The sequence below is a fragment of the Dactylosporangium sp. NPDC005572 genome (genome assembly GCF_040605515.1).
Taxonomy (GTDB): Bacteria; Actinomycetota; Actinomycetes; order Mycobacteriales; family Micromonosporaceae; genus Dactylosporangium.
In genome coordinates, this window is record NZ_JBEXCY010000001.1 from 145563 (window position 1) to 170273 (window position 24711).

Genomic DNA, 24711 nt, shown 5'->3' on the forward strand with positions numbered 1-24711 from the left:
TGTTATGTTGAAGTAGTTCTTCAACGTCGCCCTTGTCGCTACCTAGGAGCCCGATGACCGCATCGCCGGCGACCACGCCCGACGCCGAGCTGGTCGAGGCCACCGCCCGCCGGGTGGTGGCCGAGCACCCGCCCACCTCGACGCCGCTCCCGGAGCTGATGGGCGCCTGGTACGACGCCGGGCTGACCTGGGTCCACTTCCCGGTCGGGCTCGGCGGCCTGGACGCACCCCGCGCCCTGCAGCCGCTGGCCAACCGGGTGATGCGGGAGGCCGGCGGGCCCGAGCCCCGGACGGTGAACACCATCGGCTACGGCATCGTGGCCGGCACGATCCGCCGCTACGCGGACCGGGAGTTCGCCGCGCGCCGGCTGCGCCCGCTGGCCACCGGCGAGGAGAAGTGGTGCCAGCTGTTCAGCGAGCCGGGCGCCGGGTCCGACCTGGCCGGCCTGGCCACCCGTGCGGTCCGCCACGGCGACGGCTGGCAGGTGAACGGCCAGAAGGTCTGGAACAGCCTGGCCCACCTCTCCCGCTGGGCGATCCTGCTGGCCCGCACCGATCCCGACGTGCCGAAACACAAGGGCCTGACCTACTTCGTGGTCGACATGCGGTCCGCGGGAATCACCGTGCGGCCGCTGCGCCAGATCACCGGGCGGGCCGCGTTCAACGAGGTGTTCCTCGACAACGTGTTCATCCCTGACAGCCAGCGGTTCGGCGAGGTCGGTGACGGCTGGATCGTCGCCAACAGCACCCTCGGCGACGAACGGACCTCGCTCGGCGACCGCGTGGCGGCCCGCGGCAGCGGCGTGATCGCCGACGCCCTGGCCCTGTGGGCGGCTCACCCCGAGCGCCACGACCCGGTGCTGCGGGACCGGCTGGTCCGGCTCTGGGTCCGGGCGGAGACGCAGCGGCTGACCGGCGACCGGGCCCGGGTGGCGGCCAGCAAGGGGGTGGTCGGTGCCGAGAGCGCGATCATCAAGCTGCTCAACTCCGAACTGACCCAGGCGGTCTACGAGTTCTGCCTGGAACTGCTCGGCCCCGAGGGCACCCTGATCGACACCTACTCGCTCGACGCTCCGGACGACGAGTCCGGCCCGGCCGCGATCCAGCGCAAGTACCTGCGTTCCCGCGCCACCACGCTCGAGGGCGGCACCTCGGAGATCATGCGCAACGTCATCGGCGAACGCGTCCTCAAGCTGCCGCAGGAACTGCGCGCCGACAAGGGCGTCGCCTGGAAGGACATCCCCCGATGACGCAGGAGTTCGAGTTCGACGACGAGATCGTCGAGCTGCGCTCGACGGTGCGCGAGTTCTGCGCCGAGGTCTCCCCCGAGGTCCTGGTCCGCGAGCACATGGAGTCCGAGCTCGGCCACGACCCGGCGCTCTGGCGCCGGCTGGGCACCGACATCGGCGTCCTCGGCCTGGCGGTCCCCGAGGCGTACGGCGGCGACGACGTCGGACTGGTCGCCCAGGCTGTCGTCGTCGAGGAGCTCGGCGCGGCCCTGGTCTGCGGGCCGGTGCTCGGCACCCTCGCCCTGGCCATGCCGACGCTGGTGGCGCTGTCCGACGAGGACGCCAAACGCGAGCTGCTGCCGTCGCTGTGCTCCGGCGAGCGCGTGGCCACGCTGGTCGCGCCGCTCGCCACCGGAGTCCTGGACGAGGATGCCGTCACCGTCGAGGCCACCGAGAACGGCGGCTGGCGGCTCACCGGCAACGTGGCCCAGGTCCCCGACGGCGCCGCCGCCGACACACTGCTGGTGCTGGCCCGCACCTCAGCCGGCCTGGCGCTGTTCGCCGTGGCGGGAGGCGCCGAGGGCCTGACCCGCACCGCGCTGACCACACTCGACCTCACACGCCGGCAGGCCGCGGTCTCCTTCGCCGCGACGCCGGCACGGCTGCTGGCCTCCGGCACCGAGGCGGTCGGCGCCGTCGAGCGGGCCGCGCTGGTGGCCTCGGTGCTGCTGGCCGTCGAGTCGGTCGGCGGGTCGCAGCGGATGCTCGACGTCACCGTCGCGCACGTCAGCACGCGCAAGCAGTTCGGCCAGCCGGTCGGCGCGTTCCAGGCGGTCAAGCACCGCTGCGCGAACCTGCTGATCGCGGTCGAGGCCGCCCGGTCGGCGGCCTACCACGGCGCCTGGGCACTGCAGGACGGCAACGACGACCCGCAGCTCGCGGCCGGGCTGGCCAAGGCCGTGGCGAGCGAGTCCTACCAGGCGGTCAGCGCCGGGGCGATCCAACTCCACGGCGGCCTCGGCTTCACCTGGGAGGGCTCGCCCCACTTGTACTTCAAGCGGGCCAGCACCAACGGTCTGACGCTGGGCACCGCCACGCAGCACCTCGACCGGGTCGCAGCCCTGACCCTCGACGCAGTCCCGGCCTGAGTTCGGAGGAGCCATGGAGTTCGACTACGTCATCATCGGCTCCGGCGCGGGCGGCTCGGTCCTGGCCGAGCGGATCTCGGCCGGGTCCCGAGCCACCGTTCTGGTGATCGAGGCCGGCGGGCACGACCGCAACCCGATGCACCTGGTGCCCAAGGGCTTCTTCTTCACGATGCACTCCGACCGCTACGCCAAGAAGTTCACCGCCGGGCCGTTCGGGCCCGAGAACGTCACCGACGCCTGGTGGCGCGGCCGCGTCGTCGGCGGGTCGACCACCATCAACGGTCTGGTCTGGAACCGCGGCTGGGCCGGCGACTTCGACCGCCTGGTCGAGGAGGGGAACCCCGGCTGGGGCTGGGACACCTTCCTGGACGCCTACAAGCACCTGGAGTCCTTCCAGCTCGGCGCCTCCGACCTGCACGGCGGCAGCGGCCCGGTGAGCGTCGAGCTCACCGCACCGACCGAGCCGGTGTCCGAGGCGTTCATGGCCTCCTGCGCCGCGGCCGGAGTGCAGCGCGTGCTCGACATCAACGGCTCCGACGACGAGCGCACCGGCTACACGCAGTTCTCCACCAGGCGCGGGCTGCGCGTCACCGCCGCCAGCGCCTTCCTGCGGCCGGCGCTCAAACGCGGCAACGTCACGCTGGCCACCGCAACGGAGGTGGGGCGGATCCGCTTCGACGGCACCCGCGCGGTCGGCGTACTCGCCCGGCACAAAGGGCAGCAGATCGAGATCCGGGCCCGTAAGGAGGTCCTGGTCTGCGGCGGCTCGCTGGACACCCCGACGCTCCTGGAGCGCTCCGGTGTGGGGCGGGCGGACGTGCTCGCGCGGGCCGGCGTGAAGCTCGTCGTGGACAGCCCGAACGTCGGCGAGAAGCTCAACGAGCACCGCGGACTGCGGTTCATGTACAGGATCCGGCCGGGCGCCGCCGGCGGGTTCAACCCGCTCGTGAACACCCGGGCCAAGCGGATGTACCAGGGGGCGAAGTACCTGGTCCGCCGGGACGGGATCATCGCCGCCGGCTCAGCCACCTGCCTGGTCTACTTCAAGGCAGACCCCACGTCCGAGCGTCCGGACACCTGCGGCTTCTTCAATCCCCTCTCGATGAAGGGGAAGACGATGCACAACGACAAGCTCGCCGTCGACGACGAGCCGGGCCTGATGCTGGCCGCATACCCGCTCCGCCCGACCAGCCGCGGCCACATCCACATCACCGGCCCGGACCCCGAGGACCCGGTGGCGATCCAGCCCAACTTCCTCGACACCGAGGCGGACCGCCGGATCCTGTCCAAGGTCGGCGGGCGCGTGCGCGAGCTGTTCGGCAACGGCCCGGTGGCCGACCTGATCACCGAGGAGCGCATCCCCGGCCCCGGCGTTCGGACCGAGGCCGACTTCGAGCAGGTCGGCCTGTTCCAGGGCGCCTCCGGCTACCACCCGCTGGGTAGCTGCGCGATGGGCCCGGGCTCAGACGACGTCGTCGACGAGCGCTTGCGCGTGCGGGGCACGACCGGGCTGCGGGTGGTCGACGCGTCGGTGTTCCCGCACCAGCCCTCGGGCAACACCTCGGCACCGACGCAGGCGCTGGCCTGGCACGCGGCGTCGCTGATCCTGGAGGACGCGTGACGGCGGTCCGCGGTCCCTACGCCGACGAGCTGCGGATCGGCCAGGTCTTCGACGACGCCCCCGCGCTCACGCTGACCGACGGACTGGTCGCCGCGCACCGCGCGATCGTGGGGAACCGGCTGCGGATCAGCCTCGATCAGGGGCTGGCCGTGGCCGTGGCGGGCGTCCGCGCGCTGGCGCCACCGGCCCTGGTGTGGGACGTCTCGATCGGGCAGTCCACCGCTGTGACGCAGCACGTCAAGGCCAACCTGTTCTACCGGGGGCTGTGTTTCCGCCGGTTCCCCGCGGTGGGCGACACCCTGTCCACGGTGACCACGGTCGAGGGGCTGCGGGAGAATCGCCGTCGCGAGGGGCGAGCGCCCACCGGCGTCGCCGCTCTGCACATCGTCACCACCGACCAGGCCGGCCGTACGGTGCTCGACTACTGGCGCTGCGCGATGCTGCCGCTCTCCTCGGCCGACGCCCGGGTCGAGCGCCAGGACAACCTCGACGCCGTCGGGCGGACGCCGTCCCGCGCCGAGCTGGGCGCGCCCGTGGCCGGTTGGAAGCTGGCGGCCTTCCGCGCGCGCGTGCCGGGGCCGCACTTCGCCGACCTGGAACCGGGCGCACGCTGGACGGTTGAGGGGTGCGACGTCGTCTCCAGCGCGCCCGAGCTGGCCCGGCTGACCGGCAACCTGGCTGCGGTGCACCACGACGCCGTGGCCGCCGGCGGGCGGCGGCTGGTCTACGGCGGGCACACCATCGCACTGGCGCTGCATCAGGTGACGCGGGCGCTGCCGGCGCTGGTCGCCGTGACCGGCTGGGACGGCTGCGACCACGTCGGCCCGGTGCACGAGGACGACGCGCTCGCCGCCACGGTGTCCGTCACCGGCCTGGAGCCGCTGCCGGGCGGTGGCGGGCTGGCCGACCTGCGGTGCCTGGTGGACTCCCGCGGCCCCGGCGGCGAGGTTCGGCCGGTGCTCGACTGGCGGTTCACCGCGGTGCTGGCGTGAACGCCGGCTCGGCCCGCAGCTTCCTGTTCGTGCCGGGCGACCGTCCGGAGCGGTTCGCCAAGGCCACCGGGAGCGGGGCGGACGCCGTCGTGCTGGACCTGGAGGACGCCGTCGCGCCCGCGGTCAAGGCGGCTGCGCTGGAGCACGTCGTCGCGTGGCTGGGCGCGGGGAACACCGCCGTCGTCCGCGTGAACGCCGCCGGGACTCCGACACACGACGCCGAGCTGGCCGCTCTGGCCGGCACCGGCGCCGTCGTCATGCTGCCCAAGACCGACTCGGCCGCCCAGGTCGCCGCGGTCCGTGCACGCGTCGGCGAGGTACTGGCCCTGGTGGAGACGCCGCGGGGCGTGACCGCAGCCGACGAGATCGCCGCCGCGGGTGTGGTCCGGCTGGCGCTCGGGACCGTCGACCTGGCTGCCGAGCTGGGCGTGGACCCGGCCTCGCCGTCTGCGTTCGCCTACAGTCGCGGCCGGCTGGTGATGGCCTCAGCCGCCGCGGGCCTGCCCGGCCCGGTCGACGGCGTCACCGTCCGCCTCGACGACCCGGCGGTGCTCGACGTCGACCTCGCCCATGCCCGGGAGCTGGGCCTGGGCGCCAAGCTGTGCATCCACCCCAAGCAGGTCGCCGCCGTCAACGCCGCGTTCTCGCCCTCGGCCGCCGAGCTGGCCTGGGCCGAGCGGATCGTCGTGGCGGCCGAGGCCTCGTCCTCGGGAGTTGTCGTCGTCGACGGCGCGATGGTCGACGCACCCGTGGTGACCCGGGCGCGTGGCATCCTCAGTCGCGCTTGACCTCGTCCTTCACGTGAAGGTGTCCTTCCACACGGCAACGCAACTCCTTCGGCGCGTGCCGTCCACAGGTCGCATTCATTCACCACCCGCACGCCAAAGCCCGGTCCCACCGGGCGGCGGAACCGGGCTCGGTCAGGGGCGGATCAGACGGTGGCGATGGACTCCCGGGCGGCGTCGTTCCAACGCTGCGACGGAGCCTTGACGTCTGCTGCGGGCGCGTCGAGGCCGAACTCGGCCGCCACAAGGGCGGTGTCGCCGCCCGGGATGGGCGCGCCGGCCGGGGCCGGCTCCGGGGCGGCCCCGAACTTCACGGCCGCGGCGGCCACCTCGATGCCCGCGGCCACGTCCGGGTCGGAAATCCGGATCCGCATTCTCCTGGCCACCGCCTGGGAGTGCGAGAAGGCCTCGTTGATCGACAGCACCATGGCCCCCGGCAGCCTGAGCGAGAAGTACAGCGCCTCCCATTCGGCCGCCGACCGCCTCAGGAAGCTCGGCTCGACCGCCGCGTACAGGGCTTCCTCGTGCTCCCGCCGCAACGGCTCGGTGGCGAACCGGGGGTCGTCGATCCACTCAGGGTGGTCCGCGGCCTGGCAGAACCGGGCCCAGAACTGCTGAGTGATGCAGATCGTGAACCAGCGGTCGTCGGCAGTGCGGAACACCCCGAACGGCAGCGAACCGCTGCCGCCCCGCCGTGGCTCGGGGAGGAACTCCTTGCCCACGGTGACCGCTTGCGGCGCCCGGTACGAGAGCAGGGCCACCTGGGCGTCCAGCAGGCTGACGTCCAAGCGCTGGCCGTGCCCCCGCAGCGAGCGCAGCCGCAAGGCGCCCAACGTGCCCAGCGCGGCGAACAGCGCGCCGGTCAGGCCGCCGATCGGGTTGCCCCAGCGGATCGGGACGTCCGGGCTGGTGTGGTCGACGGTGATGCTCATGCCACCACCGAGTGCCTGAATCGCGTTGTCGAAGGCCGGGAAGGCGCTCCACGGGCCGGTGTGGCCGAACCCCGTGATCGAGGTCTGGATGAGCTGGTCGTTCTTGCTCTGCAGCGACTCGAAGTCCAGGCCGAGCCGGTGGAGCACTCCCGGCCGGTAGTTGTCGAGCATGACGTCGGCCCGGGAGGCCAGGCCGAGCAGGAACTGGCGCCCCTCGGCGGTCTTCAGGTCGGCCACGACGCTGCGCTTGCCCCGGTTCAAGCCGGCCCGGAATGACGCCTCGCGGGTCACATCCGGGTAGGGCTCCATCACCTGGCCGAACGGCCGATCGACGCGGATCACGTCGGCCCCCAGGTCGGCCAGGAGTTGGGCGGCGAAGCCCTTGCTGGGCTCGTCGCCGTTCATCTCCAGGACGATCGTGCCCTCCAGGGCCCGCCCGATCTGACGGGAGACGTCCACCTCGGCTTCTGGCGCCCAGCGCTCGACCAGCGGCACACCACCACGGTCGTCGCCGCAGTGGATCACGTCGGCTGCGGCGAGGCGCCCCAGCTCCGCCGCGTCGAGTCCCAGCAGCGAGCTGAGCACCATCGCAGTGTCCGCCCCGGTCTGCCGGGGGGCCCGCCAGGTGGTGGAGTCGCTGAACTTGAGGGCGTCGCCCGCGACGGTGGCGGTGCGGCCGAACTCGTCGGTGACCTCCACCGACATGCCGCGGGCCCGTACCTGCGGGTGCTTGAAGACGTCGGCGACCCGGGTGACCTTGCCGCATACGACGCCGGCGTCCATGAGGTGCTCCTGCCACCAGTCCGCGGTGCGGGTACGGAACACCCCCTGCAGGAGCTCGACGAGCTCCTCACGGTGGGCGTGCCGCGCCGGCCCGGTGCTGAACCGATCGTCGGTCAGCAGGTCCGGCCGCTCCATGATCCGGGCCGCGGCCGGCCACATCCGCTGACTGATGCAGATCGCGACCCAGCCCTCGGCGCACTCGAAGTTGCCGAACGGCACGGTGCCCTGGCCACCCTCGAACGGCGACGGCAGCGGCTCCTGGCCGAAGCTCAGGGCCTGCGGCACCCGGTAGGTGTTGAGGGCGAGCATCACGTCGAGCATCGAGACGTCGACGTGCTGGCCCGCCCCCGTCCGGTCACGGTGGATCACCGCCGCGGTGACGCCGATCGCGCTGAAGACGCCGGCGAACAGGTCCCCGATCGGAATGCCCCAGCGCACCGGGGGGCGGTCCGGGTCCAGCCGGGTGTAGTTCATCGTGCCGCACATGGCCTGCACGATCGGGTCGTACGCGGGCATCGTGGCCCATGGCCCGTCGCCGCCGAAGCCGGTCAACGAGCAGGTGATGATCGACGGGTTGAACGGCAGCAACGACTCCCGGTCGATCCCGAGCCGCTTGGTGACGCCGGGCCGGAAGTTGTCGACGACGACGTCCGCTTGCGCCACCAGCCGGTGGACCAGGTCGCGGCCTTCGCCGGTCTTCAGGTTCAGGCTCACCGAGTGCTTGTTGCGGGACAGACCCCAGTTGAAGGCCTCGTCCTCGCTGAGGCGGGTCGGGTCGATCTCCGCCCTCGGCACGCCGTCCGGCAACGACTCGACGCGGATCACCTCCGCACCGAGATCGGCCAGCAGGAGCGAGCCGAAGGGACCGGAGACGACGCGGCACAGGTCGAGGACCCGCAGTCCGGAAAGAGGCGTGGACGGCCGGGTGTTCGGGACTTCCGATGGCACACTCATGATGAGAGGACGATAAGACGTTCCGAACTAAAACACAACTGCAAGCTTCTTTGCAGCATCATTAAGGCCTTGTAACGCCGACCAGCGAAGTGCCAGGTCACGGCGCACACCTGGCCCATTTGGCCGCCGACCCGCAGTGATCACTGTGGAGTACTATGATGTTTCTCGCTCAGCGCCCGCGGACTCCGCCGGCGACCAGGGCCACCACCTGGCTGCGGAAGGTGAGGTCCAGCTCAGCGAGGATCCGCTGGACGTGCGTGTCGACCGTCCGCGGGATCTCCCGGCCGCTCCCGCCGGTGGTCAGCAGCTCCGCGATCAGATGACCCGTCGCACCCGGCTCGACGCCGGACACGGCCGCTGTTCCGCCCCGTCGGCCTCCTCGCACCACGCCTCGATCGGCCCGGCCCCGCGCCGGGCGGCCGACCTGGTGGCGCGGGTCGCCGCCATCGCGCCGACCGCGGGGACGCCCGGGGCGCCGGCCACTGACCCGTCTTTCGTCTTCTTGTCGTGTCGCGTGTTGTGCGTCACCATACTTACAATGCGGTTTGATCCACATCGGCAACATGATTGGGAGTCCGATGACCGACCTCGCCCTGGACGACCTGCGGGCCCGTTACCGACGTGACTACGACCCCTACGCCAACAGGTCCATCGACGAGCAGCTCACCGAGCTGGCCGACCGCCGGACCGACAAGCCGGTCAGCTACTCCGCCCGCGGCAACGGCTGCTGGGTGCTGACCGACTACGACGACGTCTCCGATCTGCTGCGCCGCAACAACCGCGGTGTGGTCAGCTTCCCCAACGAGCCCGACGGGCTGAATCTCTCCGGCGCGCGCAAAGCTCAGATCCCGATCGAACTCGACGGCCCTGAGCACCGTCAGGTCCGCCAGGTGCTCGACCCGCAGTTCGCCCCCAAGAAGGTCGCCGAGCTCGAGGACCATCTGCGCGAGCAGTGCAACCGCCTGATCGACGCCTTCATCGAGGATGGCAAGGTGGACTTCGTCAAGATGTTCGCGGTGCCGTTCCCGGGCGCGACCGTCCTGGCCATCATGGGTTGGCCGGGCGAGGACCTGGAAATGATGAACGGCTGGGCCGACGTCCTGCTGCATGGCGTCCCCGGGGGTACCGAGGAGGAGAACAACGCCGCCCGCGGCCGAACGCACCAGGAGTTCGCCGCCTACATGGCGGAGAAGATCCCGCAGTGGCGGGCCGCCCCTCGCAACGACGACGTCATGTCGGTCATGCTCGACGCCGAGATCGGCGGGCAGAAGCTCACCGACGACCAGCTCTTCGACTTCTCCGTGCTGATGATGATGGCCGGTCTGGACACGGTGCAGAGCGTCCTGGCCCGCTGCGCGCGCTACTTCGCGCAGCGCCCGGACCAGTGGGACCGCATGTTCGAGGACGCGGAGCAGGTACCGACCGCGGTGGAGGAGCTGCTGCGCTGGGCCACCCCGCCGGTACCGACCCGCACGATCACGGACGAGCACCTGGAGATCCGCGGCATCAGGATTCCCAAGGGCGAGCGGGTGCACGCGCCGCTGGGCTCGGCCAACCGCGATCCGAAGTACTACCCCGACCCGGATGCGGTGATCTTCGACCGCCCGGCCAAGCCGCACCTGGCCTTCGGCGTCGGTACCCACCGATGCGTCGGGCTGCACCTGGCCCGGCTGGAGCTGCGGATCGCGTTCGAAGAGCTGCACCGCCGAATCCCCCGGTTCGAGCTCGACCCCGACGCACCCGCGCCGCATGAGCACCTCGGTCTGGCCTGGGGCGTCAACGACGTCCACCTGCGCTTCGCTCCTGGTCCGCGGGAACTGTCGTGAGTGCCCCGGCCGGGAAGCCGATCCAGGACACCCGGGAGCGGCTGCGCCGGGACTAGCCCCCATACGCAGACGTGCCGATGCGGACCCGGCTGGACGGCCTGGCGGTTCCTCTTATGGTGTTACCATAATTGCGCGATACCAAGAACACTAAAGCAACATTGGTGCCAGTGCAGGAGGACCTTCGTGTCGAAGTCGCAGTCCGCCGTCACCACGCTGGATGCCCTGGTCGTGGGGGCCGGCATCTCCGGCATCTATCAGCTCTACGCGCTCAACCAGCAGGGCGTGGACGTGCGGATGGTCGAAGCGGGTACCGGGGCGGGCGGCGTCTGGTTCTGGAACCGCTACCCCGGTGCTCGCTTCGACTCCGAGAGCTACACCTACGGCTACTTCTTCTCCCCCGAACTGATCGAGGAATGGGACTGGAGCGAGGAGTACGCCGGTCAGCCGGAGACCGAGCGCTACCTCAACCACGTCGTGGACCGGTTCGACCTTCGCCGGTTGATCACCTTCGAACAGCGGGTGGTCTCGGCCGTGTGGGACAGCGAGGCAGCACGGTGGACGGTGACGACGTCCTCCGGTGACGTCTGGAGGCCCCGCCACCTCGTCACCGCGCTCGGGATCCTGTCCGCGCCGGCCTTCCCCAGCGCCCCGGGGCTGGCGGACTTCCGCGGCGAATGGGCCCACACCGGGCTCTGGCCGGACGAGGGCATCGACTTCACCGGCAAGAAGGTGGCGGTGATCGGCACCGGCTCCAGCGGGGTCCAGATCGTCCCGCTGGTGGCCAGGGACGCCGGGCAGCTGGTGGTGTTCCAGCGCAGCCCCAACTGGTGCACGCCCATCAACAACTTCGCGATCACCCCGGAGCGGATGGCCGACATCCGCAGCCGGATCGGCGAGATCTGGGACGCCACCCAGCTGTCGCCGTCCGGCTCGATGCACCGGCCGATCATGGAGTCCTCGCTGGAGATGGCGGCCGACCAGCGGCGGGCCCACTTCGACCGCCTCTACGACTCCCCCGGCCTGATCATGGCGCTGGGCAACTTCCGCGACGTGGCCCTGGACAAGCGGGCCAACGACAACGTCACCGCCTACATCGCCGAGCGGATCCGGGCCCGGGTCCACGACCCCGAGCTGGCGGAGCGACTGATCCCGAAGGACCACGGCTTCGGGCAGAAGCGGCCGCCGCTGGAGAACGGCTACTACGAGGTCTTCAACGAGCCCCACGTCTCGCTGGTCTCCACCGGCGAGGAACCGATCGTCCGGTTCACCGAGACCGGGATCGAGACCGTCCACGGTCACTACGACCTGGACGTCATCGTCTTCGCCACCGGCTTCGAGGCGGTGGTCGGCTCCTACAACCGCATCGACATCCGCGGTCGCGACGGCGTGGCCCTGCGCGACCACTGGGAGGCAGGCCCCCGCACCTATCTCGGCCTCACCGTGGCCGGCTTCCCCAACCTGTTCCTGGTCGGCGGACCGCAGAGCGTCACCGGCGTGATCCCCCGGGCCACGGATTTCCAGGCCGACTGGGTGGCCGCCACGGTGGCCGGGATGCGGGAGCGCGGCGAGACCGTCGTGGAACCGGCCGAGGCCGCCGAGGACGAGTGGATCGACCACGTCAACGCCGGGATCGTCGGCACGATGCAGGAGACCGCCGAGTCCTGGGCGTTCGGTTCCAACGTGCCGGGCCGCAAGCGCGCCTACCTGCTCTACGCCGGAGGTCTCCCCCAGTACCGCGAGCGGGTCAAGGCGGCCACCGCCGACGGCTACCGCGGCTTCAAGTTCTCATCCTGATCCGGTCAACGACGAATGGAGAGGCACTAGATGAGCACCAGGGCAGCGATCCTTTGGGGCATCGGGGAGCAGTGGAGCGTCGAGGACGTCGAGCTCGCGGAGCCCGGGTTCGGGCAGGTGCGGGTCAAGGTCCACGCGACCGGCCTGTGCCACTCCGACGACCACGCGGTCACCGGCGACATGCCGACCCCGCTCCCCCTGGTCGGCGGGCACGAAGGTGCCGGCGTCGTCGAGGCGGTCGGGCCCGGCGTCACCCGCGTGGCGCCCGGCGACCACGTCGTCCTGATCTTCCAGCCGCCCTGCGGCTACTGCCGCAACTGCGCCCGCGGGCGGTCCAACCTGTGCCTCAACGCCTCGCTGCAGGACTACGGCGCCGCCAAGCCGTTCAAGGCCCGCGGCCAGGAGATCGCCGCCACCGGCGACCTGGGCACCTTCGCCGACGTCACGGTCGTCTCCGAGCGCTGTGTCGTGAAGATGGGCAAGGACATCCCGTTCAACGTGGCCTCCCTGCTTGGCTGTGCCGTCACCACCGGTTGGGGCGCAGCCGTGTACCTGGCTGAGGTCCAGCCCGGCGACAACGTCGTGGTGATCGGCAGCGGGGGTGTCGGCATCAACTCCGTGCAGGGCGCGAAGAACGCCGGCGCCAACCTCATCGTCGCGGTCGACACCGTCGAGCTGAAGCGTCAGAAGGCCCTCGAGTTCGGCGCCACCCACGCGGTCGCTTCGGTCGAGGAGGCCAAGGAACTGCTGGCCGAGAACACCAACGGCCGCATGGCTGACGCGGCGATCCTCTCGGTGGGCGTCGGCGACGCCAGCAAGCTGGGGCAGATCGTCGACCTCACCGGTCCGGCGGGCACCACGGTGGTCACGTCGGTCTCGCCGTTCGCCTCCACCACCGTCGAGCTCAACCTCGCGCTGTTCACGCTGAGCCAGAAGACCCTGCGCGGCAACGTCTACGGTGGCGTCCAGGTGCACCGGGACATCCCGCTGCTGCTCGACCTCTACCGCCAGGGCCACCTGAAGCTCGACGAGCTGATCACCAGGACCTACACCCTGGACCAGATCAACGAGGGTTACGCCGACATGCACGCGGGCAAGAACATCCGCGGCGTCATCGAGTTCTGAACCACAGCACAGAGACGAAGGGCCCGGCGGTGACCACCGGGCCCTTCTTCTGCGTGAGTTCGGTTCAGCGGGTCGGAGTGGCGGCCAGGTCGTCGGTGAGGTGCTTCAGGTAGAAGCCCATCCGCTTCGGCAGGCCCAGGAGGAGGACGCCGACCAGCCGGCCGTCCCTGCGGTAGCCGATCGCGGCCTCACCGGAGAGATCTCCTTCCAGCACCTCGACGTCGGTGGCCAGGGCGGGTTGGCCCAGGGCACGGATGCTCACGGAGGCCTGATCGGACCAGAACGTGGGCACGGTGCCGAACGGCTTCTCCGGAGGACGGCCGGTGAGGTCGCCGACCAGTGCGGCCGCGGCGTACAGGCTGGTGTCGACGGCGACCTGCCAGTGCTCGATGCGCCGAGGCGTTGCGTCGTAGCACGCGTTGGGGAACCGCGCGACGTCACCGACGCCGACCGTGCCCTTGCGGCCGCCGAGCCGGAGGAACTCGTCGCAGACGACGCCGTCGGCCAGGTCGAGTCCGTTACCGGCGAGCCATTCGGTGGCCGGCCGCGACCCGATCGCTTCGACGACGACGTCTGCCTCAAGCCGGGTGCCGTCCGACAGCACGACGCCGCCCTCGTCGACCGAGATGATGCCGGTGCCGAGATGGAAGTTCACACCGGCGGCGGCGTGCCGACGCCGCAGCTCCGCGCCGACGAGCGGCCCGAGCGGAGCCACCATGGGCAGCTCGTCGATCGCCACCACCGAGACGGCGCAGCCGCGGGAGAGCGCGGTACCCGCTACCTCGCAGCCGATGAACCCGGCACCGATCACGACCACCCGGGCGCCCGGACGCAGTCGTCCGCTGAGCGCCTGGGCATCGTCCAGCGTGCGCAGTACGGCCCTGCGGCCACCAAGGGATTCCGGCAGGCGCCGCGCGCGGACACCGGTGGCGGCCACCAGCCCTTGATATCGAAGCACGGCCCCATCGTCGAGGGTGACCGAGCACCCGTCGAGGTCGGAGGCGACAGCCCGACGCCCCAGCCGCCACTGCACAGGATGTTCGGAGTCGCGCCGACGGAGTTCGACGCTGGCGTGGTCACCGCCCTCGAGCAGCAGTTTCTTCGACAGCGGAGGACGTGTGTACGGCAGGTGAACCTCGTCGCCGACGATGGTCACCAGACCCTCCCACCCGTGACGGCGCAGCCCCTCAGCCGTGCGCAGGCCGGCCAGGCCGGCCCCGACCACGACGATTCCAGCGTCGTCGGCGACCATCGCCTCAGCCCTTTCGCGCCCGTGAGACCAGCTGGCCCACGATCACGTTGCGCTGGATCTCATTGGTGCCCTCGCCGACGATCATCAGGGGCGCGTCACGGAAGTAGCGCTCGACGTCGTACTCGGTCGAGTAGCCGTATCCGCCGTGCACGCGCACGGCGTCGAGGGCGATCTTCATCGCCGTCTCGGACGCGAACAGTTTGGCCATCCCGGCCTCCATGTCGACCCGGCGGCCGGCGTCGAACTCACGCGCTGCATAGAGCGTCAACTGACGCGCGGCCTCCAGGCTGGTGGCCATGTCGGCCAGCAGGTTCCCGACCGACTGGTGCTTCCAGATCGGCTTGCCGAAGGACTCGCGCGTCTGCGCATAGGACAGGGCATCCTCGTAAGCCGCCCGACCGACACCGAGCGCCCGCGCCGCGACCTGCAACCGACCCGTCTCCAGGCCCTTCATCATCTGTGCGAACCCGAGGCCGGGCACGCCTCCCAGGATGTTGCTCAGCGGAGCCCGGTAGTCGTCGAAGACCACCTCGCAGCTCTCAACGCCCTTGTAGCCGAGCTTGGGAAGGTCCCGCGAGACGGTCATCCCCTCCCCAGGCTCGACGAGCAGCACCGAGATGCCCTTCGAGGCCGGCTGCGCGGTCAGGTCGGTCTTGCACAGCAACGCGGTCAGCCCGGCCCGGCGGGCGTTGCTGATCCAGGTCTTGGCGCCGTTGACGCGGTACTCGCCGTCGACCTCTTTGGCACTTGTCCGCAGTGCCTGCAGGTCAGATCCGCCGTGCGGTTCGGTGAGCGCCATCGTCGCTCGGACCTCCCCCGTGGCCAGGCGCGGGAGCCAGGTGTCCTGCTGCTCCTGTGTACCGAACTGGTTGAGGAGCTTGCAGACCACCGTATGGCCGCCCATCGCGCCGGCCAGGCTCATCCAGCCACGGGCCAGCTCCTCGGTGACCAGGACGTAGCACTGCATGCTGACCGCGACGCCGCCGTACTCCTCGGGCACCGCGAGCCCGTAGACACCGAGCGCCTTCATCTGCTCGATCAGCGCCTCGGGGTACACGTTGTCGTGCTCCAGCTGCTGCACCACCGGCTTGACCTGCTTGTCGACGAAATCGGCGACGGTGCTGACGACGGCGCGCTCGTGCTCGTCGAGTGCTTCCAGGCGACCCATGGGTCTGTTCTCCTCCTGACGGTGTCGGTTCAGACAACGCCGGCGCCGTGCAGGCGGGCGATCGCATCGGGGCCAAGGCCGAGCTCGGCGAGCAGGGCGTCGGTGTGCTGGCCCAGGTCGGGCACGTTGCCCATCACCGGCTCGCTCCCGGCCAGCCCGATCGGGGGCAGCAGCGCCTGGAACTCCCCACCGGGGGCCTGCACCTTGCGCCACCGGTCCCGTTCCCGCAGCACCGGATGCTCCAGGAAGTCGGCGACCTGGTTGATCGGCGCGTTGGCGATACGCAGCTGGTCCAGGCGCTCGGCCGCCTCCTCGCTGGTGCGCCGGGCGAAGGCATCGGCGATGTACCCGTCGAGCTCGGCACGGTGCGCGACACGGTCGGCACCGGTGCGGAACCTGGGGTCATCGGCCAGCGCGGGATCGTCGAGGAACTGCGCGCAGAGCGCCCGCCACTCGACGTCGTTCTGGATCGAGAACAGGATCTCCCGTCCGTCCATGGCCGTGTAGGCGCCGTACGGCGCGATGGTGGCGTGGTGCGTGCCGAGTCGAGGCGGCTGGGACCCGGTGAACCCCGTGTAGTAGGCCGGCTGGCTCATCCACTCGGCCAGCGAGTCGAACAGCGAGACCTCGACCGGCTGCACCGCGCCGGTGGTAGCCCGGGCCAGCAGCGCCGTGAGAACGCCCGAGAAGGCGTACATCCCGGCCGCGATGTCAGCCACGGAAATGCCGACCCGTGCTCCCGAGTCCGGGACACCCGTGATCGAGACCAGGCCGGTCTGGCACTGCATGAGCAGGTCGTAGGCCTTTCGGTCGGCCCACGACCCGGTGCTTCCGTATCCGTTGACGGCGCAGCCGATCAATCTCGGATTGAGCGCGGCCAGTGCGTCGACGCCGAAGCCGAGCCGGTCCACCGCGCCCGGACCCAAATTGTGCACGAAGACATCAGCCCGGGCGAGCAGGTGTCGCAACACCTCGCGGCCCTCAGGAGCCTTGACGTCGAGGGTGAGTGACTCCTTGCCACGGTTGAGCCAGACGAAGTAGCTGGACAGCCCGTGGACGGCTCGGTCATACCCGCGGGCGAAGTCGCCACCTCCGGGCCGTTCGATCTTGATCACCCGGGCGCCGAGATCGGCCAGCTGCCGTGTCGCGAACGGAGCCGCCACGGCTTGTTCCAGGCCGACGACGGTGACGCCAGCAAGCGGTCGGGTGTCGAGCATGACCGCTACGCTACATCACTGTTGTGGTCTTATTGTGGTGTAGTAGCTCACTTCAACTCTTGGAGGAGTCCTGCTCAGGACCACCGACCCACGGTCCCGCTCCCGTGCGGTCTTCCCTGTGCTCGCGCTCGTCGTGATCGCGGTGAACCTGCCGCAGTCTGTCGTCGTTCCCGTGCTGTCGGGACTGCAGTCCGGCTACGACACCGACCAGGTCACCGCGACCTGGCTGATCACCGGCTTCCTGCTCTCCTCAGGCGTGGCGACTCCCCTGCTCGGGCGGCTCGGCGACAGCTACGGTCAACGCCGGATCCTCGCTGTGGTGCTCCTGGTGCTTGCGCTCGGCTGCCTCGGCTCCGCCCTGGCGCCCACCATCGGGTGGCAGATCGCCATGCGGGTCGTGCAGGGGATCAGCGGCGGCGCCGTTCCAGTCGCCTTCTCGGCGCTGCGGGCGGGAGTGCCCCCGGATCGACTCAGCTACGCAGCGGCGGTCCTGGCGACGGTGGGTTCCATCGCGTTCTCGGTCGGGATCGTGCTGGCCGGCCCGATCCTGGTCGGGATGGGTCGGACGGCGCTGTTCCTCCTCCCGATGGGTCTGGCGATGGTCGCCCTGGTCGGCGTGCTGCTGGTGCTGCCACCGTCCGGTTCGCAAGCTCCGGGCACCGGCCGGTTCGGCGTCCTGCCGGTGATCCTCTTCGCCGGCGCCCTGGTCTGCGCGTTGCTGGCGATCAGCCGGAGCAGCTTCCTGGGATGGACGTCGCCGATGGTTCTGGCCCTGGTCGGCGCAGGTCTCATCCTCGGCCTGGGCTGGTCTGCTCAGGAGCGGCGGGCGCGGGTGCCGTTCGTGGACCTGCGCATGATGCGCCTTCGAGGCGTCTGGACCGCGAACCTGGTGGCGTTCCTCGCCGGGGTCGGGCTGTTCGGGTGTGCGGCCGGGCTCCCGCGGCTGATCCAGGCACCGCCGGACAGCGGCGTCGGGATCGGTGCGAGGCTCTCGGAGGTGGGCCTGCTGATGTCGCCCATCGCGCTCGCGGCCTTCCTCACCAGCCTGTGCACCGCTCGGCTCTACCGCCTGTTCTCCTCCCGCAGCCTGCTCGTTGCGGGTGGCCTGATCAGCAGCGCGTCGTTCGCCGCAATGGCTGCCTGGAACGGCGAGTGGTGGATGATCGTCAGCTGGTGCGTCGTTCAGGGCGTCGGCAACGGGCTGATCCTCTCCACTGTCGCGGCCGTGGTCGTGGCCTCGGTACCCGCTGGTCAGACCGGAGTGGCGAACGGCATGAACACGAACATCAGGACGCTCGGTGGCTCACTCGGGGCGGCCACCACGGTAGCCATCCTGACGGCGTACGCGGGGCCGGCCGGTCTCGACGGGGTGGGTTACGTCGCCGTCTTCGTTGTGCTGGCGGCAGCCATGGCGCTCTCCGCCGGGGCGGCCCTGCTGATCCCCCACGACGGTGCTCAGACCCCCGGTCTGGAACCGGACCCGGTGGTCAGCGACGCCGGTCTGGCCGGGCCGACGACGACGCACCCGGCGGCGGGGTGATCCCAATGAGCCTTCCCGGGCCGTCTGTGGTCGTGCCAACATGGTAGCCGAACTCGATTAGGGGAGCATCCATGGAAGCCGGCAAGGAAGAGCGTCAGGGGCTTGTGCACGGCCTGCGGTGGGGACTGAAGAGGTCCTTCGTGGACTACGTCCGCCGGATGCCCGACGGCAAGGGGTCGGTAGGTGACGGCGCGGCGCCGGTCGGGACCGGGGACCTCTTCTACGAGCACGACGCCGGCAGGAGCGGTGCCGGGGTGTGGGCATTCCGCGGCGACGTCCGGTTCAGTGGGCACTTCGGCATGCTGTTCGTCCGCGTCGCCAATCCCTGGCTGGAGATCGACGGGAGCAGCGCGGTGCTGAGCATCGAGGATCCGCAGGCTCGGGAGGGCGCACCGCGCGTCCCGCTGGTGACGGGAACGCTGCAGCGTCTCGGCGACCACGACGGCACCGAGATCTGGGGCAGCGACGACGTTGCGCTGACGGCCGAAGGCGTCGCGCTGTTCAACGACGTCTACGCCGAAGGTGAGCCGTTCGAACCTCTGGTGGTCCAGCTCCCCCTGAGCCGGGCGAGCTGATCGTCGAGCATCGGTGCCACCACCCGGTCGCCCTGTCGCTTGTAATGCTCGCTTGTTATGCTCGCAGCGTTGTCGATACCTAATAGCGGGAGCGTCCGATGACTACCAGCGAGGGACCCCTTGGGCGCGCCCTGGTGATCGGCGGCAGCATCGCCGGCACCCTGGCCGCCGCCGCGGTGGCACCACACTTCGCCGAGGTGCTGCTGCTCGACCGGGACCAGCTGCCTGATGAACCCGTGTTCCGGAAGGGTGTACCGCAGGGCGCCCACTTCCACGCCTTGCTGGCGGCCGGGCGGCAAGCGATGGACGAGCTCCTGCCGGGCTTCTCCGAACACGCCTTCGCGATGGGCGCGGCCCGGCTGGACTCCGCCGGGGACGTAATGCGGCTGGACCGCGTCGGCTGGTCCCCGCGCTTCACGTCCACGCTCGAGTTCCTCATGGCCAGCCGGCCGTTGATCGAAAAGGCGCTGCGGGACAAGGCGGACGCGCTGCCCGGAGTTCGTTACGAGTCCGGCGTCGAGGTCACCGGCCTGGTGGCGCGGGGCGGACGGGTCACCGGGGTCCGCACCAGGAACGGCCGTGAGGTCGGCGCCGATCTGGTCATCGACGCCAGTGGCCGCTTCTCGCAGGCGGTGGAGTGGCTGAAAGAGCTGGGGTACCCGGCTCCGACCGAGGAGATCGTCAACGCCCACTGGGGCTACTCGTCGACCTTCCTGCGGGTGCCCGAGAACTGGTCACCCGGCTTCCAGGCCCTGGCCGTCACGCCCTTCGGGGAGGGCGCACTGAGCGCCGCCTCAGCCTCCCGCGCGATGGCGATGTGGGTGGTGGAGGGCGAACGCCGGTGGATCCTCACGGTGCAGGGATCGGCCGGTGACAACCCGCCGCGCAAGGAGGCGGCGCTGCGCGAGTTCGTCTCCTCGATCGGGGTCCCCGAACTCGACAAGGCCCTGGCCGACGTCGAGTTTCCCGAACCCATCTCGATGTGGCGCGACACCCGCAGCCGGCTCCGGGACTTCGCCGGGCAGCCGAACCGCCCCGAGGGCTTCCTGGTCGTGGGGGACGCCTGGATGGGCTTCAACCCGGTCTACGGCCAGGGCATGACCGCCGCCGCGCTCGAAACTCGAGATCTTCGCGACGAGTTGAGCGCCCACCTGGGCGCGACCGCCGGCGACCTGACCGGGCTGCCGGCGCGCTTCTACGCGAAGGCCGACGCCCTGATCAAGTACTGCTGGAACAGCTCGAACACGCTCGACCACCGGATCCCGGGCGTCGAGTACACCGTGGACGGCGAAGCGCGCCAGGTCGACCCGAGCTCGTCGGACTTCTCCGACCGCCTCGCCGCGTACATGGCGCAGGACCCGGAGCGCTACATCCGATACCGGGAGACCACCCAGCTGCTGCGCAGTCCCGAGTGGCTGGGCAGCGACGAGGTCGTCTCCGCCGTCAGGGCGAACTGGGACGAGCTCGGTCAGGCCGTCGTCCCTCGCTGACCCTCATGCCGGAGCCGGCGCGGAGCGGCCAGCTCCTCGATCGCTGCAGTGCACGCGTCGGGGTCGTCGAGCGGCACGTGGTGGAAGGCGCGCGGTACCCGCACCCGCGGCACCGCCGTCCGCAGCTTGCTCGCGACGTGGTCGACCACCTCCTCGTCGACCAGCTCACTGTGCTCGCCGTAGACGTAGCCGACGGGACAGCGCAACGACAGGAGGGCAGCCTCCACAATGTCGTCGGTGAAGAGTCGCCGAGTCTTGGGGTCGAGCTTCCAGCGCCAGCCCTGCTCGTCGTGGCGAAGACCGGCCCTCGCCACCCGGCGCAGGAGCGTGGGGTCGGCGACGGACCCCGCGGGACGCAGCCGGAAACTGCCCAGTGCCTCCTCTTCGCTGGCATACCACCGCGGCAGACGGTTCGGAGGAGGCAGCCGGCGGAGTGGTATCCGGGTGTCGACGAGCACCAGGCTCAGGATCCGGTCAGGTGCACGCGCCGCCGTACAGATCGCCACAAGGCCACCCATGCTGTGCCCCACCAGTGTCGCCGGCCCGGCTGCCGTCGCGTCGAGGACTCCGATGATGTCGTCCGCCCAGGCCTCACCGGTGTAGCTCCCCCGGTGGCCGCTGTCCCCGTGACCGCTGAGGTCCGGAACGATGACGTGGCGGCGGCGCGCGAGCCGCGGCGCTACTGCACTCCACCAGCCATGGTGCGCCGCGCCGCCGTGGACGAGGACGACCGGCTCCCCCTCCCGTGACCCCAGTTGCCGGAAGCGGATCGGGCACCCATCGACGATGACGGTCTCGATGGGTGCCGTGAACAAGTCCATCACATCCTGTCGCTCTCCGGTCCTGGCCAGATCACCCCGGCCATCACACCATCACGTGCGGTTCAGCCGTGGACCGCGGTGGTCGCGAGCCACGACTCGGGCACGGGATGACCGAACAACTGCGAGGCCGTACGGTACGCCATGTTGATGGCGTCGTCCCCCGGCAGTGCGGAGAAGCGGTCGGACAGCAGCTTCTGCGTGTCGGGCCAGGTCGAGTCCGAGTGTGGGTAGTCCGTCTCGACCATGATGTGGTCGCTGCCGATCATCTTGTACGCGTCGAGGTTCGACGGATTGTCGATCATGCAGAAGTAGAAGTGGTGCAGCAGCGTCTCGCTCGGACTGAGCTCGGACTTCCACTCGCTGTGCAGCTGGGCGCCCGAGTGGTCCATCATGTAGTCCAGCCGGTCGACCGCCATCGGAACCCAGCCGATCCCGCCCTCTGAGAGCGCCACCTTCAGGTTCGGGAACCGGGCCGGCACGCCGGAGAAGGTCCACTCGATGCCGGTGACCATCGACGACGCCGGGAACAGCGCGGCCAGCGTGTAGTCGAGCTTCGGGTCGAGGTTCCGCTCCCGGTTCGGGAGGGGATCCAGCACCCAGCCGGCCGCGCCGAGGTGGATGCACACGACCGTCTCGGTCTCCTCGAGCGCCTCGAGCACCGGGTACCAGTACGGGTCACCGATGCGCGGAAGCCCGAGGTGCTGCGGCAGGTCGGGCAGTGTCGCGGCCTTGAAGCCGCGCTCGGCGTTCCTTCGGATGTCAGCGGCGGCGACCGCTGGATCGGTGACCCACACCAGCTGCATCGGGATGATCCGGCCCGGGTGGGTGCCGGCGAGGTACTCCAGATGCCAGTCGTTGTATGCGCGGAGCGTCGCCAGACCGAGCTCCCGGTCCTTGCTCATCGACAGGACGCGACCGGCGAAACCGAACACGCCGGAGGGGAAGCATGTGTGCGCATAGACGCCGTCGATGTCCATGTCCGCCACGCGGGCATTGATGTCCCACGAACCACGGCGCATCTCGTCGTCACGCAACGGCGCCCGTGTCCAGCTGGACGGGTCGCGACCGGCGACGTTCTCCAGGCCGCTCTCAGCAAGCAGGTTGCCCTCGTACGACCACCACTGGGCACCGGACGCGTCCTCGATCCGCGCCGGTGCCCGCTCCTGCAGGTGGCTCGGCAGGCGACCGTCGAACAGGTCCGGCGGCTCGTGCAGATGGTCGTCGACGGAGATGACCGGGTAGACGCGCTCACGCGGTTCCGGATCGGGCAGGAGCATGGGATCAGGTCGGCTCATTGCACACCTCTCAGCGTTCGGTGATCGCCGGGTCCTCGTCGGCTACGCCACCACAGCAGGGACACACCAATGTCCATAGCATGTTACAATAATCGTCTAACATAGTAGTGACAAGAAATTCCATACTTGGGGTCGGGTGGGCGGCCGGATGTACGACGCGATCGTGGTTGGGGCAGGCATCAGCGGCATCTACCAGCTCTACCGGCTCCGGGAGGCCGGCCTGTCGGTATGCCTCTGCGAGGCCGGCTCCGGGGTGGGCGGCACCTGGTACTGGAACCGGTACCCGGGGGCTCGCTTCGACTCCGAGAGCTACAGCTACGGCTACTTCTTCTCCCGCGAGCTGTTCGAGGAGTGGCGCTGGAGCGAGGAGTTCGCCGCCCAGCCCGAGACCGAGCGCTACCTCAACCACGTCGTGGACCGGTTCGACCTGCGCCGCGACATCCACCTCGCGACGCGGATCACCGGGGCGGCGTACGACGAGGCCGACGCGGCCTGGCTCGTGACGACGGCGAACGGCGAAGAGCTGCGGGCACGGTTCCTGGTGAGCGCCGTCGGCCTGCTCTCGGAGCCGTACCTGCCGGCGATCCCCGGGCTGGCGGACTTCGCCGGCGTGTGGCACCACACCGCGCGCTGGCCACCCGAAGCCGTCGAGCTGAGCGGCCGGCGGGTCGCGGTGATCGGCACCGGATCGAGCGGCGTGCAGCTGATCCCGCACGCCGCCCGCGTCGCGGCCGAACTGGTGGTGTTCCAACGCACGGCCAACTGGTGCACACCGCTGAACAACCGGCCGCTGCCGGCGTCGCGGCACCGGGAGGTACGGCGGTCGTTCCACGACATCTACCGCGCCTGCCATGCGTCACCGGGCGGGTTCGTGCACCGGCCGCTGCCCCTGTCCGCACTGGAGGTCGACCCCGGCGAGCGGCTGGCGCACTTCCAGCACCTCTACGACAGCCCGGGCCTGACGATGCTTCTGGCGAACTTCCGCGACATCACGACCGACCAGAACGCCAACGCGGCGGTCACAGCGTTCCTGCGCGGGAAGATCCGCGACCGGGTGACCGACCCGGCCGTGGCCGAACTGCTCATCCCCGACGACCACACGTTCGGCATGAAGCGTCCGCCGCTGGAGGACGGCTACTACGAGGTGTTCAACCAGGATCACGTCACGCTGGTACCGCTGGCACGCGAGCCGATCCAGGCCTTCACCCGGCACGGGATCGCGACGACGAAACGCACCTACCCGGTGGACGTCGCCGTCTTCGCGACCGGCTTCGACGCCGTGACCGGCGCCATCACCCGAATCGACATCCGCGGGCGCGGGGGAGCGCGGCTCGCCCACCACTGGGCGGCCGGTCCGCGCACCCACCTCGGGCTGCAGAGTGCCGGCTTTCCCAACCTGTTCTTCGTCGGCGGCCCGCAGAGCACCACCGGGAACATCCCGCGGGCCACCGAGATCCAGGTCGACTGGGTCACCGCGTGCCTGCGGCACATGGCCGAGCACGGTCGCCGGTGGGTGGAACCCACCGCCGCGGCCGAAGCGGCGTGGCTGAGCCACGTGTCCTCCACGGTCCGTGGCACCGCGCTGGAGAACGCGACATCGTGGGCGTTCGGCTCCAACATCCCCGGCAAGGCGCGGGCGTACCAGCTGTATGCCGGCGGCATTCCCGCATACCGCGCGCACTGCGAGGCCGCCGTGGAGCGCGGCTACGAGGGGTTCACCTTCGGCTGAGCGTGGTGCCGGTCCGACCGGCACCTCCCGAGCCGCCGGACCCAGCCGGCCCGAAGACCGGCACGGCTGGATGGTCGCCCACGGCCTCGAACCTCGCCGTCACGGCGGCACCCATCGGGTCGTCGTCCTGGTCGAACCCGACCAGGGTGCTCAGCAACCGCACACCGCACGTCAGCTCGACCAATGCGACGTTGTAGGGCAGGCGGTCCTTGTGAGCCGGCGAGTACGCGCGGTGGTAGACCGCATAGGACCACACGGTGCCCGCCGGCTCCACCTCCTCCCAGCGGAATCCCCGGTCCAGGCACTCCGGGCAGACGCCGGCGGCCGGCCAGCGCAGGTACGCACAGCGGTCGCACCGCTGGAACACGAGCCGGCCCTCGGCCGCCTCGGACCAGAAGCGCGAGTCGTGCGGTACCTCGGGCGTGCCGTGCATGG

Annotated in this window: 20 protein-coding genes; 12 read left to right on the forward strand and 8 right to left on the reverse strand. The window is 70.4% G+C overall.

All coding sequences use genetic code 11. From position 1 onward, the window contains the following. Positions 1–53 precede the first annotated feature (53 nt). From ABZS66_RS00575 to ABZS66_RS00595, 5 genes are read left to right on the forward strand one after another with little or no spacing between them, the layout of a single operon-like run. On the forward strand, positions 54–1250 hold the full coding sequence (locus ABZS66_RS00575; RefSeq protein ID WP_354753746.1) for an acyl-CoA dehydrogenase family protein: 1197 nt from the start codon (positions 54–56) through the stop codon (positions 1248–1250). Then, positions 1247–2377 carry an acyl-CoA dehydrogenase family protein gene (locus ABZS66_RS00580; RefSeq protein ID WP_354753748.1) on the forward strand — a complete coding sequence of 377 codons (1131 nt, stop codon included), beginning with the start codon at positions 1247–1249 and terminating at the stop codon, positions 2375–2377. The genes ABZS66_RS00575 and ABZS66_RS00580 overlap by 4 nt, the downstream gene beginning before the upstream one ends. 13 nt (positions 2378–2390) lie before the next feature. Beyond that, on the forward strand, positions 2391–3998 hold the full coding sequence (locus ABZS66_RS00585; RefSeq protein ID WP_354753750.1) for a GMC family oxidoreductase: 1608 nt from the start codon (positions 2391–2393) through the stop codon (positions 3996–3998). After that, complete coding sequence (locus ABZS66_RS00590) at positions 3995–4990, forward strand: MaoC family dehydratase (RefSeq protein WP_354753752.1); 996 nt, start codon at positions 3995–3997, stop codon at positions 4988–4990. Before ABZS66_RS00585 ends, ABZS66_RS00590 begins: the two co-directional genes overlap by 4 nt. After that, complete coding sequence (locus tag ABZS66_RS00595; protein WP_354753753.1) at positions 4987–5778, forward strand: CoA ester lyase; 792 nt, start codon at positions 4987–4989, stop codon at positions 5776–5778. Before ABZS66_RS00590 ends, ABZS66_RS00595 begins: the two co-directional genes overlap by 4 nt. A 143-nt stretch (positions 5779–5921) precedes the next feature. Here the strand turns inward: ABZS66_RS00595 and ABZS66_RS00600 are convergent, their stop codons facing one another. Together ABZS66_RS00600 and ABZS66_RS00605 are read right to left on the reverse strand one after the other, a co-directional pair. Further along, positions 5922–8444: a CoA transferase gene (locus ABZS66_RS00600; RefSeq protein ID WP_354753755.1), complete on the reverse strand. Its 2523-nt coding sequence runs from the start codon at positions 8442–8444 to the stop codon at positions 5922–5924. 169 nt (positions 8445–8613) lie between these two features. Then, the gene (locus tag ABZS66_RS00605) at positions 8614–8796 is read right to left on the reverse strand and encodes a hypothetical protein (protein ID WP_354753757.1); all 183 of its coding nucleotides are present in this window, start codon (positions 8794–8796) and stop codon (positions 8614–8616) included. Positions 8797–9022: 226 nt separating this feature from the next. Between ABZS66_RS00605 and ABZS66_RS00610 the strand changes: the two genes are divergently transcribed. From ABZS66_RS00610 to ABZS66_RS00620, 3 genes are all read left to right on the forward strand, one after another. Continuing rightward, positions 9023–10270 (forward strand): cytochrome P450, encoded by a 1248-nt coding sequence (locus tag ABZS66_RS00610; protein ID WP_354753759.1) that lies wholly within the window; start codon positions 9023–9025, stop codon positions 10268–10270. Between the two features lie 183 nt (positions 10271–10453). Then, positions 10454–12064, forward strand: a complete 1611-nt coding sequence (locus ABZS66_RS00615) for an NAD(P)/FAD-dependent oxidoreductase (protein ID WP_354753760.1) — start codon at positions 10454–10456, stop codon at positions 12062–12064. Positions 12065–12094: 30 nt separating this feature from the next. Then, positions 12095–13189, forward strand: coding sequence for an NDMA-dependent alcohol dehydrogenase (locus ABZS66_RS00620; RefSeq protein ID WP_354753762.1), 1095 nt, complete (start codon positions 12095–12097; stop codon positions 13187–13189). 64 nt (positions 13190–13253) lie between these two features. Here ABZS66_RS00620 and ABZS66_RS00625 read toward each other — a convergent pair whose 3' ends face one another. The 3 genes from ABZS66_RS00625 to ABZS66_RS00635 are packed head-to-tail and all read right to left on the reverse strand — an operon-like array spanning position 13254 to position 16826. Next, positions 13254–14441: an FAD-dependent oxidoreductase gene (locus ABZS66_RS00625; protein ID WP_354753763.1), complete on the reverse strand. Its 1188-nt coding sequence runs from the start codon at positions 14439–14441 to the stop codon at positions 13254–13256. Positions 14442–14445: 4 nt separating this feature from the next. Next, positions 14446–15609: an acyl-CoA dehydrogenase family protein gene (locus ABZS66_RS00630; RefSeq protein WP_354753764.1), complete on the reverse strand. Its 1164-nt coding sequence runs from the start codon at positions 15607–15609 to the stop codon at positions 14446–14448. Between the two features lie 29 nt (positions 15610–15638). Further along, complete coding sequence (locus ABZS66_RS00635; protein WP_354753766.1) at positions 15639–16826, reverse strand: CaiB/BaiF CoA-transferase family protein; 1188 nt, start codon at positions 16824–16826, stop codon at positions 15639–15641. A 118-nt stretch (positions 16827–16944) separates the two neighbouring features. On the opposite strand from ABZS66_RS00635, the gene ABZS66_RS00640 reads away from it, so the two are divergent. From ABZS66_RS00640 to ABZS66_RS00650, 3 genes are all read left to right on the forward strand, one after another. Beyond that, a complete protein-coding gene (locus ABZS66_RS00640) occupies positions 16945–18366 on the forward strand; it encodes an MFS transporter (RefSeq protein WP_354753768.1) in 1422 nt (473 codons plus the stop codon). A 71-nt stretch (positions 18367–18437) separates the two neighbouring features. Beyond that, positions 18438–18941 (forward strand): HtaA domain-containing protein, encoded by a 504-nt coding sequence (locus tag ABZS66_RS00645; RefSeq protein WP_354753770.1) that lies wholly within the window; start codon positions 18438–18440, stop codon positions 18939–18941. A 98-nt stretch (positions 18942–19039) separates the two neighbouring features. After that, positions 19040–20431 carry a tryptophan 7-halogenase gene (locus ABZS66_RS00650; protein WP_354753772.1) on the forward strand — a complete coding sequence of 464 codons (1392 nt, stop codon included), beginning with the start codon at positions 19040–19042 and terminating at the stop codon, positions 20429–20431. On the opposite strand, the gene ABZS66_RS00655 is transcribed toward ABZS66_RS00650, so the two are convergent. Next, positions 20410–21252 (reverse strand): alpha/beta hydrolase, encoded by an 843-nt coding sequence (locus tag ABZS66_RS00655; protein WP_354753774.1) that lies wholly within the window; start codon positions 21250–21252, stop codon positions 20410–20412. The two genes, ABZS66_RS00650 and ABZS66_RS00655, sit on opposite strands and share 22 nt — an antisense overlap. A gap of 62 nt (positions 21253–21314) precedes the next feature. Beyond that, positions 21315–22547 (reverse strand): amidohydrolase family protein, encoded by a 1233-nt coding sequence (locus ABZS66_RS00660; protein ID WP_354753776.1) that lies wholly within the window; start codon positions 22545–22547, stop codon positions 21315–21317. A gap of 163 nt (positions 22548–22710) precedes the next feature. Here ABZS66_RS00660 and ABZS66_RS00665 point away from each other — a divergent pair, with 163 nt between their 5' ends. Continuing rightward, entirely contained in the window at positions 22711–24276 is a 1566-nt protein-coding gene (locus ABZS66_RS00665; protein WP_354753778.1) for an NAD(P)/FAD-dependent oxidoreductase, read from the forward strand. Here the strand turns inward: ABZS66_RS00665 and ABZS66_RS00670 are convergent. Next, positions 24263–24709 carry an OB-fold domain-containing protein gene (locus ABZS66_RS00670; protein WP_354753780.1) on the reverse strand — a complete coding sequence of 149 codons (447 nt, stop codon included), beginning with the start codon at positions 24707–24709 and terminating at the stop codon, positions 24263–24265. The genes ABZS66_RS00665 and ABZS66_RS00670 overlap by 14 nt on opposite strands. Positions 24710–24711: the final 2 nt, after the last annotated feature.